The sequence below is a fragment of the Shewanella sp. M16 genome (genome assembly GCF_018224605.1).
In the GTDB taxonomy this organism is placed as follows: domain Bacteria; phylum Pseudomonadota; class Gammaproteobacteria; order Enterobacterales; family Shewanellaceae; genus Shewanella; species Shewanella oncorhynchi.
Window position 1 is genome coordinate 24,986 of sequence record NZ_JAGTUL010000039.1, and the last position, 11,934, is coordinate 36,919.

The 11,934-nt window shown below is 39.7% G+C and carries 12 protein-coding genes; 8 read left to right on the forward strand and 4 right to left on the reverse strand.

All coding sequences use genetic code 11. The features are described 5' to 3' along the window. The first annotated feature begins 119 nt into the window (after positions 1–119). Positions 120–545, forward strand: a complete 426-nt coding sequence (locus KFE26_RS19580) for a DUF4124 domain-containing protein (RefSeq protein WP_212601429.1) — start codon at positions 120–122, stop codon at positions 543–545. Positions 546–612: 67 nt separating this feature from the next. Here the strand turns inward: KFE26_RS19580 and KFE26_RS19585 are convergent, their stop codons facing one another. Continuing rightward, positions 613–858: a helix-turn-helix domain-containing protein gene (locus KFE26_RS19585; protein WP_011847735.1), complete on the reverse strand. Its 246-nt coding sequence runs from the start codon at positions 856–858 to the stop codon at positions 613–615. 167 nt (positions 859–1,025) lie between these two features. Here KFE26_RS19585 and KFE26_RS19590 point away from each other — a divergent pair, with 167 nt between their 5' ends. From KFE26_RS19590 to KFE26_RS19605, 4 genes are all read left to right on the forward strand, one after another. Continuing rightward, a complete protein-coding gene (locus tag KFE26_RS19590) occupies positions 1,026–2,330 on the forward strand; it encodes a DUF2628 domain-containing protein (RefSeq protein ID WP_212601430.1) in 1,305 nt (434 codons plus the stop codon). Between the two features lie 52 nt (positions 2,331–2,382). After that, the gene (locus KFE26_RS19595) at positions 2,383–3,465 is read left to right on the forward strand and encodes a DUF1566 domain-containing protein (RefSeq protein WP_212601431.1); all 1,083 of its coding nucleotides are present in this window, start codon (positions 2,383–2,385) and stop codon (positions 3,463–3,465) included. Between the two features lie 193 nt (positions 3,466–3,658). Then, positions 3,659–3,991, forward strand: coding sequence for a hypothetical protein (locus tag KFE26_RS19600; protein WP_212601432.1), 333 nt, complete (start codon positions 3,659–3,661; stop codon positions 3,989–3,991). 79 nt (positions 3,992–4,070) lie between these two features. Next, entirely contained in the window at positions 4,071–4,328 is a 258-nt protein-coding gene (locus KFE26_RS19605) for a hypothetical protein (RefSeq protein ID WP_212601433.1), read from the forward strand. Positions 4,329–4,461: 133 nt separating this feature from the next. Here the strand turns inward: KFE26_RS19605 and KFE26_RS19610 are convergent, their stop codons facing one another. The 3 genes from KFE26_RS19610 to KFE26_RS19620 all read right to left on the reverse strand — a co-directional run bounded on the left by KFE26_RS19610 (position 4,462) and on the right by KFE26_RS19620 (position 7,951). Further along, positions 4,462–4,713, reverse strand: coding sequence for a helix-turn-helix domain-containing protein (locus KFE26_RS19610; protein ID WP_131525888.1), 252 nt, complete (start codon positions 4,711–4,713; stop codon positions 4,462–4,464). A 158-nt stretch (positions 4,714–4,871) separates the two neighbouring features. Next, complete coding sequence (gene dcm, locus KFE26_RS19615) at positions 4,872–6,542, reverse strand: DNA (cytosine-5-)-methyltransferase (RefSeq protein ID WP_212601434.1); 1,671 nt, start codon at positions 6,540–6,542, stop codon at positions 4,872–4,874. Between the two features lie 83 nt (positions 6,543–6,625). Next, positions 6,626–7,951 (reverse strand): MvaI/BcnI family restriction endonuclease, encoded by a 1,326-nt coding sequence (locus KFE26_RS19620; protein ID WP_212601435.1) that lies wholly within the window; start codon positions 7,949–7,951, stop codon positions 6,626–6,628. 938 nt (positions 7,952–8,889) lie between these two features. Between KFE26_RS19620 and KFE26_RS19625 the strand changes: the two genes are divergently transcribed. The 3 genes from KFE26_RS19625 to KFE26_RS19635 all read left to right on the forward strand — a co-directional run bounded on the left by KFE26_RS19625 (position 8,890) and on the right by KFE26_RS19635 (position 11,926). Next, positions 8,890–9,717 carry a hypothetical protein gene (locus KFE26_RS19625; protein WP_212601436.1) on the forward strand — a complete coding sequence of 276 codons (828 nt, stop codon included), beginning with the start codon at positions 8,890–8,892 and terminating at the stop codon, positions 9,715–9,717. 276 nt (positions 9,718–9,993) lie between these two features. Then, positions 9,994–11,328 (forward strand): AAA family ATPase, encoded by a 1,335-nt coding sequence (locus KFE26_RS19630; protein WP_212601437.1) that lies wholly within the window; start codon positions 9,994–9,996, stop codon positions 11,326–11,328. Further along, positions 11,315–11,926, forward strand: coding sequence for a retron system putative HNH endonuclease (locus KFE26_RS19635; RefSeq protein ID WP_212601438.1), 612 nt, complete (start codon positions 11,315–11,317; stop codon positions 11,924–11,926). The genes KFE26_RS19630 and KFE26_RS19635 overlap by 14 nt, the downstream gene beginning before the upstream one ends. The last annotated feature ends 8 nt before the right edge of the window (positions 11,927–11,934 follow it).

The following is an 11,934-nucleotide window of genomic DNA, read 5'->3' on the forward strand; positions in this document are numbered from 1 at the left end:
TAGCATTTGATGCCTAAGTACAGGAGACACCTGCAACACTGAAAAATATCAAAAAGAAGCTTTTTAAAAGGTAACTGTAAAACTAAGATATAACTCCCTATTTTGACAGAGGATGTCATATGAAAACAAAACTAAAACATCTCAGGCCTTACCTTAAGTACTTATTATTTTCTGCTTTAATGGTGAGTTCCAATGTCAAATCCGAGATATATAAATGTGAAATGAATGGAGTAACTTCATATTCAGATGAGCCCTGCGGAAATAACTATCAAACTACAGAGTACGCAACACCATCCAAAATAACATTTAAATATGGTGGTTCCGGTTGCCCCTCTAGTTCGTCATGGATTAAATTCATGGAGCTTGCCAAAAAGGAGGATTACGTGTCCTCTCTAAAGATATTAGATAATGAGTGTATTTGGCTCGAAGAGAACATGATCGTTTTAGGACCCATCGACACAAAAACCATTCTCGGCACCGAATTCATATTAGTGAAGCTAAGTAATGATACAAAAATATGGATAGATCTAAAAAATCATCAATAGTCTTTTCAGACAGGCACTCACAAAAACATTTACTAATGGCAAGCCGCTACAAACAGCGGGGTTGTATTTAAGATTTAGGTAACACCTGACCTTTTAGTGATGCTCGACTCGGCAGCAACTCATGTGGCTCACAGTCGAGCACCTCTGCAATCTTGTACAACATATCGAGGGTGATGTTCGCCTCCGCTCGTTCTATACGGCCGATATAACTGCGGTCAATCTCTGCACGTAACGCCAATTCATCTTGAGATAAGCCTCTGAGCTTTCTCATTTTGCGCATCGCATGACCAAATTCAGTCGCTAATGTTTTCATAGTGTCTCCTTCGTCACAAGGCAACCACTATGGGAATTTGCTTACCAACTAACCACGGATTATAATCCGCATTTAGTGCATATAATCCTCATTTAAGTCCTTGAGCAAACCTGAGTTCTGCATGTCTAGCAAAGCCGATTGCTCTTCACGTATCACAAGGAAAGGTAATGAACTCCTACAACGTCATTTTTAAAGGTGAGATAGCTGAAGGGAAAGACCGTCATAAGCTGAGTCAGGCACTGGCAAAGTTTTTGAAAGTCCCAGAAGAAAAAGCACATCTGTTGTTCTCAGGTAACCCGATATGCATTAAGAAAGCTCTGAGCGAAAGTGAAGCTAACGCACTAAAAGCCAAGCTGAACGGTGTGGGTATCATTACCTACATCAAGCCCGTGACAACTCAAGCCACAACGGCAGTCCCTGTAGCCACCGCCCCTGTTACACCACAACAAGTAGCGAAGCCATCGATTGAAGCTAAGCCTGTTACAGCAGCCACTAAACCGACAGTGAAATTCTATGATGATTTAAGTAAAGGCTGGCAAAAGGTGTTTGCTGAATTTGACCTAAGACAAGCTGACAAGTTGGGCTATTTTGCTTCAGCAAAAAGTCCTGCACATACCTCAAGGCCTAAAAAGGAGCAAATAAAGGGGCAGAATGTGGTTAACATGAATGCACTCGCATTCGTGTTTGGCACGGGGTACTACTTCGCTAAGGGCATGTGGAAGAAAGGCATTTATCTGTTTCTCATGCTAATGCTGCTGAACCTGATAATCATAGCAGTTGCATCACTCATTACTGACAAGAACCTGAGCAAGCTTCCTTTTATCATCAATTCTATTGTCTTTGGTCTTACGGCTAATTATGACTATTACCGCTATTACAAGCTCGGTGAAACTATATGGCCTTGGATGCCAAAGTGGATGACGGGTTGGTTAGGTATCATATCCTCTGCGGTTGTTACGTTTGTTGCGTTCCTTATCGTCTTAATCATTCTCGGCATTCGTTTCGGTGAACCATTAAATATTATCTATGTAAAAGAGGGTTTCCTCGAAGACTACAAGCAAACCAACATAGGTCAGGCGTTTGATAAATGGACACCTTGCGCCAATACGGCTTGGGACGAGCAACAAGCCAGCAATGGCATTACCACGGTTGTCTATACCTGCAATATGAAGCTGAAACACTTCAAGCAAGTGGGTCAAAAAGCCTCTGAAGCGGTAACTGGAAAAGTCGATGAAGCCTTTATCTCTCAGGTCACACACGCATCATTGACGATTCAGTTCCTCATCAATCTCGACGATACCTTTGAAGTGAATACCGCAAGGTGGCAACTCTCATTGGGAGAAGGTAAAGAGTACACCCCGTATATCACCGCCAACAATGCCCTAGATGACATCTACAGCAACTCACTCAACAAGGCTATCGGCGAAATATTCACACCGGAAAACATCCTCCTCAATCAAATAACGAAGTAATCATCAAGACCAACAGCCTGCTTTAATCAGGACAACATAACAGGGAACACCTATGAATAAGTGCATTCACGCAAGCATCAAACACGCCATAACGGCGATAAAGACACCGCCATCAAAGGCAAATCCACTGCTTTTAAGCATAGTCGCGGCAACATTACTCGCTGGCTGTGGCGGCTCGGAGGGTGACAGCAGCGATGACAACGGACAAGTCACCCCAACGGTCTACAGCATCCCAGCGACGGCAAGCCTTGGCGGAAAAATCAGCCCTGCAATCAACATGGTTGAATCCGGCTATGCAACCACCTTCACTGTGACACCCGATACCGGTTATCAAATCGATGATATCAGTGGTTGCGGCGGTTCATTAACTCAAAACAGCTATAAAACGGCGGTCATAAATGCCCAGTGCGCGGTCACCGTATCTTTCAAACTCAGTACATACAAAATCACCACGCAAGCAACAACCGGAGGCAAAATCAGTCCCGAGAGTATTGATGTCAGTTATAACACCCACGCCAGCTTTAACCTCTCAACGGACATCGGCTATAAAATTGAATCCGTCACAGGCTGTAATGGCACGCTCAATAACAATGAGTACACCACAGGAACAGTGACATCAGATTGTCAAATCAATGCCACGTTTACCAAAATTGGCGATGGTACACTTGCAGAGCGGTATATTGATAACGGCAATGGCACCATCACCGACACGCAAACCAAACTCATGTGGATGCGCTGTAGCGTAGGACAGACTTGGCAAGACGGTAGCTGTAAAGGCAATCCAACTACTTTTATCTGGCCATATGCAACGGGAATGTCTATCTCTGATGGTAACCACACCGACTGGCGCTTACCCACAAAAGAGGAATTAAGTTCACTGATTTATTGTTCATCAGGTAAACCAAGTTATTGGAAACCAAACGATAATGTGTGTGAAGGTAACTATGAAAGCCCGACATTAGCGCAAGCAGCATTTCCACAGACACCTGACTATGCTGGCTATTGGACATCTACTGCCAGCGATAATAGCCAGTTTGGCGGCAAGTGGCTTATCCAATTCTATGATGGTCATGGCCGCTGGAATGGACCAGTCCTTTATCTATACGTCAGGATGGTGAGAGGAAAACAAAAGTAACGGATCTCACCATGAGGTAGGCATTGCAGATAAAGAGCGAATGCCTACAGCTTCTAGTCTAAAGATTACCTTTGAAATGAATACCTTTCTGTAAATAAGAGACTGGCAAATCAACAAGCCATTGTTCTGTCATACCCTCGCCATTGGATGGTTTCAAATGATAGGATACCGACATAAAACTCAGGAGCTTGAAATGACACACTATAAACGCGAGTTTGGTGAAGACTTTAATTTAGGCTTTAACCTCGCAGATTTTCCTTGGTTGACAGATAAGAGCTGGCACAATGACGTCAGCCCAAGCTTTACCTTTAAAGCAGGTTCTCAGTACCTTGTCCTTTGGGTCGACTATGAAGAACCTGATAGCCGCGAACTCGGGCAAGAACGCTACCTTGTGATGACGGCAATCAATGAAGGTACAGAAACTGACCCAGAAATCTACACAGGTGAAGATAGCGAAGTAGTATTGGCGACTGAAAGCCCCTCTGAATTAACGGCATATCTGAGACAGTTAGCCTCAGCCCATTAATCATGGGACCACAATCCTGAGCGATTTAGCGAAGGCTATTGCAAACGCCTCAATCGAAAGAAAACATAGGAAAACAATGATGGATAAATTTGAATTAGGTGCTGAAGGAGTTGGTGATGTTCCTGACTATCTAGCGCAAGAGGGATTGGAATTAGCGGTTCTTTACTTTGAGGAACACGATTTAGACCCCGAAGAATGTTATGCGTCCTACAAGCAAGCTCCTGATTCTGAGCTAGGTCAGGCTTGGTACGCAGCCGAAACAGAAGCCAATAGAGTTATCCAAGGAAATAAAAAGTACGATAACTCAATGATTGCGTTAGTTAACGAGTTGGGATAACACCACTTTTAGTACTCGATGAGGGTTTTGATACCACGCCTATTGTGAAACATTATCGTATGATGACGACCTATGTAGGTGAGAACAAAGACTGGTTCAGCAATCTACACGGGGTAAATAAATCAGCTGATACTTATGAGGCCGAATCCAACGATTTCTGTCTAATCAGCTCAATATGTAACCTATTAATAAACTCTTCAGAACTCACACCCAGCGCATCAATTAGCCCTTCGAGCGAATCAAGGGTAATGTTGCGAACTGAGCGCTCAACTCCTGAAATGTAAGTACGATCAATGCCAGACTTCCTTGCCAATTGTTCTTGGCTTAGTCCAAGCTCGTTGCGCAATTGCCTTAAAGTTAACGCTGTTGCCTGTTTAATACTCATAGCCAGCCCTTCGCAGAGTTAAAGAGAAAGATAATCCCAAATCAATAGCGAAGCCGCAACCGACTATGAGTCACATACCAACTTTTTTACTTGTTTAATGAATAAGTTACAGGCTTCAGAAACGGCAACTCTAAGATGACGTTTTTTATTTCATCGCCCTACAAACATCTTTTCAGCAAATCAGCCACACCACTAAATACTGGTACAACTACAGAGTTACCAAATTGCTTATACGCTGCGGTGTCGGCACACACAATTCTGAAGTTAGTATCTGCTTCGCTTCTGTCTTTTTCTGGCTTTTCAAAGCCCATTAAACGCGCACATTCACGAGGAGTTAAACGGCGGGGAGTGCGGTACTGGGAGTCAAATTCCTCTGCATAACGACCGTGCTTTTCATCATACATAGTCTCGCCTTTTTTAATCTGTTCATTAAAAGCATCTTCAGTCGAAGATGGGTGAACTTTCTTCCATTCATTCGCAAACGCTAAAGCAAACTGTTCTCTATCTTGATTTTTGCGAATAGCGAACTCTTTTCTACGCTCAAGATACTCATCCGTTAAGCCATTTTGGTTTATCAGAATTTCTGAACCGTCTTTGTAATAGCGAGCAGATAAAGTGCGAGTTACTGCTTGTTCATTTTTAGGGTCAACTAATCCAAAACCGAAACCATTACCTTTGCTCTGATGCTTGAGAGCATAGTGGTATAGGTAGTTCCATAAGTTTGGCGTAAGCGTGTATTTATCTTGCTCGGCTTTGTTGAGTGGAAGCAGAATATCAGCTAATGAATAGCGACGCTCTGGCTTAGGGATGTCTTTTAAAGTTAATCTGGATAATTCAGGTTTAGCTGCTAACACATCTTTTCTCACACCGACTAAAACGATACGTTCGCGGTGTTGTGGCGTAAATATTGCGCCATCAATGATTGTCGGCTCAGGCTTACGCATACGTACAATTTTAATGGCTTCTTCAATATCTTTATGCTGATTGCTGATATCAGCAATCCAGTAGCCTGCTTTATCTAAGGCTCTAATGATCGTTGCGAATGTATTTCCTTTGTCGTGGCTTTTAAGGTTTTTTACGTTCTCAAGTACGAAGTATTTTGGCTGCCTTGCTATAAGTATCTGTTCAACATCAAAAAATAGTGTTCCTTGAGTATCACAATCAAAACCGTGGGCGCGACCCAGTGAGTTTTTCTTAGAAACTCCAGCCAGAGAAAACGGTTGACAAGGAAAGCCTGCAAGCAATACATCATGCTCTGGAATGTGCGACAGAATGCTTTGCTTTCTTTCGTCTCCAGTTGCTTTGTCATCACCACTCCTTGTTACCTTTGTGATATCCATAAATGATTTGTTTCTATGCGGGTCGTCTTCCTCACTGTTTAGAAAGTAAGGCAATTCGTTATCATCAACAAAGTGGTTTGCAAGGTACGTTCTGCGAGCATTTGCATCGTATTCACTTGTAAACACGCACTTACCACCGGCTGCTTCAAAGCCTTTTCTTATTCCGCCAATACCTGCGAATAAGTCGATAAATGTGAAATCAGGATTATCCCAGTGTGCTGGTTTACGAGGCAGTAAGTTTTCTCTAAGATGCGCAATCGCTCTTTCATGGAAAGTGATTGGATGGTCTTCAGCTGAAGCTTTCCACTTATTAAGCTTCTCTCTCGTCACAGATGTGAAATCGCCGCCAAGCGACTGAAATCGAATAGCGAGATTTTTCTGATCATAAATCTCGATAAGTAGATTAAGTAGCTTCTCGCTTTCTTTTCTATTAGTTTCAATTCTCAGTTTGTCAGACTGATCACCTATAAGTATTTCGTTATACAACATAATGCTATCTTCTGGGAGCTATGAGTGAATAATATCACACAAAATTCCCAGAGAGTAATTTTATATTGTATGGATATCCAGTACTAAGCTTCTCTTAAATCGAGTTCTCGTAGCGAACGATACAACTGATTAATATCTTTCCACTTCACCCTAAACTGGCTTCGTTTCTTCGGTTTCCATTTACCACTCTCTAACTTCATGTTGATGCCCGGGTCATAATAGATAGCACAGTTATAAAGCGATTTTAGAAAATGTTCTAAAGATGTGCCCTGTCCCAATGTCACTTGGGGACCATACGAATAGTGTGGAAGCTCATTATCCTTATTTGCTGTATAAGTTACGTAGCACGTGTTTGAGTGCTTTCTCTTCCAGTGATCAATGACTTTATCGAAGCTCCAGCCTGCCGCTAATTTTCCATCTTTATCTCTCAGCATTAAGCCGCCATCAGGGTCTGTTATTTTTCCAGACTTGGAATCGTATCCTTCCATTTTCATGGTTAGGTTAGTTTTGCTGTTTTCTTTGTTTACATCGTGACGGCTCGCAAAGTCTAAGCGCTCTTCTTGCTTTCTAGTGGCATAGCAATCTAGAAACGTTTTTAAACCATGTTCAATATAAATACCGGTATTGGGTTCTGGTGTCATTAATGTAACCACTGAACCAGAATGCGACTTTAGCTCCCAATCCATAAAATCAGGATCAGCGCATCCGTTAGGGGTGATATTAAACTGTGCTTCTAGTGTATAACCTCCGCCGTTCTGAGCTTTGTAAGGGATTTTCGTACCGTCAGCTTGTAATCGACATGATTCAATTGGACCGCCTTCATAGATGGCTCGCAATTTGTCTAGTAGTTTATCTTCGCTAGTTTTTCCAACAGTTATCGATTCATAAAAAACAGAAGCAACTAGTTTTGCTTTGCTATCGACGACTAGCTGTTTTAATTCCAATGCAAGCTCATCTTCCCATGATGTGCAATATGCCCAAATGGTTGTTTTATTTACACCCAATACTAGATAGCGATGCATCCCCATCCTTTCGGCTCGTTCTTCTAGTGTTGGAGGTTGCATCAAATGGCGAGGTGTTATGTCTAACTTTCGGTTAGTACCAGCTAAAAAGCCAGACATACGAATTTCAGGATATTTTGGGTATAAGATGATTTGGCTATTTGGCGCTCGATCAGTATTCCCATCCTCGTCCATCCAGTAGAAATCCAATGGTGCCTTAAAAATAGGGCCTTTTTTACTGATGCCATCCGCATAAATCTCACCAGAAGGAATCGAGCGAATCACATCAAATTCCGAACCCAAGTAGATCTGTTGTTTGGTGTTATCATTGTTAGCTAGCGATTTAAAAAATATCCGTGAAGCTCCAAGCTTACGCATCTGTTCTGAAATAGCTTTAAAACTAGTCATCATCCCTCTAGGAGCTCACAGATTGAGCAGTTGAGTTATATCAAAAATAACAAGAACACGCTAAGTTGTTCATTTGTAATGATAGTAACTGCAAACTCTACAAAATCCGCAAGGAAACTGCACTTTAATTATGATTAAAGTGCATATTTTGCGAGTTTTAACGCTCAATCGATGTGTTTTGAAGATTATCGTGAAAAACTAGTGCGAAACTCAGTTTATGCAGCACAACATGCATAAATAATCACATATCTATTAGTCTTAGATTTAATGCTCATAGCGTCAGCAGAGACATGCTGCTACAAGAGAGCACTCAGCTCTCAATCATCAAATCTTTCTGTTTAATAACTCTAGATAATTATTTGTTTCATTAGCATTGAGTTGTATACGCTCTTCTAGGAGCTGCGTGTTGTATTCCAGTAGTTTTTGAATGAATACATCAAAAAAACTAGTGGTAAGACTAACATGGTAGCAATCGCTACTAGCAAGCTCTCTGCAAGCCAAAGACATTAGGGCCCAAGTCGTTTATACGCCTTCCCTATCGAATGAATAGCACAATAGAGCGATCTTAAGCAGTGCCGAAGTGGGCATCGGCGCTATTTAGGGAAGGTGTCAGATATTACAAAATTAGCGATGGCCTGCTCGACCTTTCCAGTGACAAGAATAGTCAGCTTGACCTTTTAACGCCTCCCACGGCCCTTGCATTGATAAATGTCCTTGACCAGTTAAATGACATATGGAACGGACATGCTGTTTATGCCGCTCAAGGCTCATAGTAAAAGTAGGCAATGTGCGGAATTTTTTAACGCCACAATACTCAACAAGATGACATAGCTTACCGCTGTATCAAATATTAGTTCATTGGCTAGCTAACCAATGATAATTCTGATATATCTCTGAATATATTGATATGTAGGCATTTTTTATAACAGGATTTCACGATGGGTAATAATAGAGATGATTTCACTGAATCGGTAAAGCGCACCTTGGGTGACAGAGTGGGTTGGTTTTGCTCATTCCCCGGCTGTAATCAGGCTACAATAGGCCCCAGTAATGCTTCTGATGATGCCAAGGTAAAAAGCGGAGTGGCGGCTCATATCTGTGCGGCGGCAAAGGGGGGACCAAGGTACGACCCTGACATGACTTCAGATAAGCGCAAGAGTATTGATAATGGCATATGGATGTGTAGTTATCATGGTGGCCTAATTGACGCAGATTTTACGAAATACCCCGTTGATACACTGAAAGGCTGGAAGATAGTTGCAGAGGAAAATGCAGCTAAAAGGCTACAACTTCGCAATTTAAATCAAGTGCAATATTCTGATGCAGACATACGAAGAATTAATAAATTTTCCTCAGCGTTTTCATTTAAATACATATCCTACCTTAAGAGCGAGCAATTTGGAGCTAGAGTACCAAATATAATAATCGACCAGTTATATAGCGTCATTAATCTACGCAACCACCCCAACTTACGCTTCCAAGACGCTCACTTGGAAGAGCTGAGACAAAATCTGTATGCCGCTATCGATATTTTTTTAAATACCTTCAAACAAGAATCAGCTGGCGGTCCGCAATTCTACGATTACGTTGACCTCAACTATATTCGGAAATATACTCCTGATAGCCTAGGTCGATATATTGAGATCATAAGAGAAACACAGGAACTAGCAGATAAGATTTGCAATGTGGGAATGAAGTTTCTGGAAGTTCAAGCTAACCTTAACTCTTGTGAAGGCGAGCTTGAAATACCCATTTTTAATTTTTAATTCTTAATTCTTAATTCTTAACTCTCTCAAACTTTCAGCCATTTTTGTGTAGGAGAGGAATACATTCTAAAAATGTGGCCAAAATTAGTTCACCACTACAAACCTACTTTAACATAGGAGATGGATGATTTCCTTTATAAAGAATGTGGCTTAATTATTTAAAATAAAAGTTTTAAAAGTTAACATTTATGCTTAAATTAGACAGAGAGGTCGCAATGCAGACCTCTTGCACAAATAACCTCATAACATAATATTTTTTAAAAGATAATAAAAAACATGACTTATATACGTTCATTTAGCAGTGAAAGCTTTGATACAGTCCAATTGATTGAAGATGATTGCGCGATTAAATCATCAAACTTTAAAACTGTCATTATTGGTGAGAACGGTACCGGTAAAACTAGATTACTTAATGATATTCTGTCTACAGTTAGAGAACTAAAGACAGAAAAAATAGTTCAAAAAAATATAACATTACATTATACGGAGAAAGACAAATCCTTTAGTAATATCGTGGCAATATCAACCTCACTTAATGACAAACTACCATTTTCTGATAATAATAAGTTCCATGACGACTACTATCAATATTGTGGAATAAGAGAAACTAGTAATGCATCATGGACTAGCTCTTTGATGAGAAAAACAATTGACAACCTGTTAGTTTGCATTGAAAAAAACCAATCTAAACAAGTGAAAAAAATATTAGACTTTCTTGATTTGTCAAGTCAGTTTAGAATCACATTTAAATTTAAAAATATTAAAAACTTTGATTTAACTGACTGTTCTGGTGAGGATTTACACGATTTTATAAAATTATATTCAGAGAATACGTCTAGAATGCAAGTTGATAAAATACGAAGTTTTTCATCGGAACAAGCTAAATCTATTATCGAAAATTTCATTCCTCTTGTCAGGAAGTTTGATAAAAATGAATATTACATTGAAGTAATAGTATCAAATAATACCGAAGGTTTCGTAGATGCTTATGAAAACTTGGATATACTGCGCCGAGTAGGTCTAATAAGTTCTGTCTCTCTCAGCTTATCAAGAACAGATCGAACTTCTAATTATTCTTTTGTAGATGCTAGTTCCGGTGAAGCACTATTACTCCATAGTCTTACAGCATTTATAAGGTATGTATCTAATAACAGTTTAGTTATTATTGATGAACCAGAAATTAGTTTGCATCCAAACTGGCAAATTAAATACTTCTCACTACTAAATACTATGCTAAGTAATGTAAAAAATTGCCATGTTATAATTGCAACACACTCACACTTCCTAATATCCGAGTTAGACAAGGAGTCTAGCTCTCTGATTTCATTAAAAGTGGTGAATGGAAAGGTTGAAGCTGATAATATAGTTAGTTCGACATTAGGGTGGAGCCCAGAGAGCATACTTTACAGAGTTTTCAATGTTAGGACATTTAATAGCCTTTATTTGGAAAGTGATCTACAAAAAGCACACTCTATGCTTTATTCTGATAGCTGTGATTTTAATGAATTAAGAAGGCTAAATTCTAAATTTCAATCTCTTGTCCTAGATGATTCTGATCCATTAAATAAATTTATTGAAACAGTTAAAGGCTACATCAATGATAATCTCTGATTGGTATTTAAATATTAAAGTACTACCCAGTATATCTAAAAAATCTATTGACTACTTGACAACATTAAAACCATTTAAAGCATCGTTATGGGAACTAAAAACTGATGAAATGAAAGCGTACAAGAAAGAACTTTTAGAGAAGTTATTAAAAATCCAAAATAATAGATGTGTATATTGTGGACTAAGTCTTTCTAGAAGGTCTCAAGATAGAGAGCATTTTGTTCATAAAGCTGCAAAAAAAGGTTATCAAGAATTCATGTTTAATTCTGATAATTTGTTTGCGTCTTGCGAGTTTTGCAATCGAAGACTAAAAGGGCAAAAAAACGTAATCAATCAGTATAATGCAGACTATTCAAAATGCACATTTAAAATAATCCACCCTTTTTATGATTTACCTGATAACTATATTCAGTTTATACCGAGTAAAAATAAACCTATAAAGGTCATTCCAACTAAGACTGACTGTGGGAAGGGAAAAGAAACTATTAGAATGTTCGAACTAGATACTTTTGTAATGGCTCAAGAACGAATTGGCTTTATTGCACAACTCGATTTATTAACAAGTCCATTTTCTAACATTTTACAATATAAGCCATAGATTTAAAT

Excerpts from the sequence above, each read along its gene's own strand:
- KFE26_RS19600 (WP_212601432.1), top strand. The coding sequence starts at position 3,659 with ATGACACACTATAAACGCGAGTTTGGTGAAGACTTTAATTTAGGCTTT.
- KFE26_RS19605 (WP_212601433.1), top strand. The coding sequence starts at position 4,071 with ATGGATAAATTTGAATTAGGTGCTGAAGGAGTTGGTGATGTTCCTGAC.
- KFE26_RS19635 (WP_212601438.1), top strand. The coding sequence starts at position 11,315 with ATGATAATCTCTGATTGGTATTTAAATATTAAAGTACTACCCAGTATA.
- KFE26_RS19595 (WP_212601431.1), top strand. The coding sequence starts at position 2,383 with ATGAATAAGTGCATTCACGCAAGCATCAAACACGCCATAACGGCGATA.
- KFE26_RS19610 (WP_131525888.1), bottom strand. The coding sequence starts at position 4,713 with ATGAGTATTAAACAGGCAACAGCGTTAACTTTAAGGCAATTGCGCAAC.
- KFE26_RS19580 (WP_212601429.1), top strand. The coding sequence starts at position 120 with ATGAAAACAAAACTAAAACATCTCAGGCCTTACCTTAAGTACTTATTA.
- KFE26_RS19630 (WP_212601437.1), top strand. The coding sequence starts at position 9,994 with ATGACTTATATACGTTCATTTAGCAGTGAAAGCTTTGATACAGTCCAA.
- KFE26_RS19620 (WP_212601435.1), bottom strand. The coding sequence starts at position 7,951 with ATGACTAGTTTTAAAGCTATTTCAGAACAGATGCGTAAGCTTGGAGCT.
- dcm (WP_212601434.1), bottom strand. The coding sequence starts at position 6,542 with ATGTTGTATAACGAAATACTTATAGGTGATCAGTCTGACAAACTGAGA.
- KFE26_RS19625 (WP_212601436.1), top strand. The coding sequence starts at position 8,890 with ATGGGTAATAATAGAGATGATTTCACTGAATCGGTAAAGCGCACCTTG.
- KFE26_RS19585 (WP_011847735.1), bottom strand. The coding sequence starts at position 858 with ATGAAAACATTAGCGACTGAATTTGGTCATGCGATGCGCAAAATGAGA.
- KFE26_RS19590 (WP_212601430.1), top strand. The coding sequence starts at position 1,026 with ATGAACTCCTACAACGTCATTTTTAAAGGTGAGATAGCTGAAGGGAAA.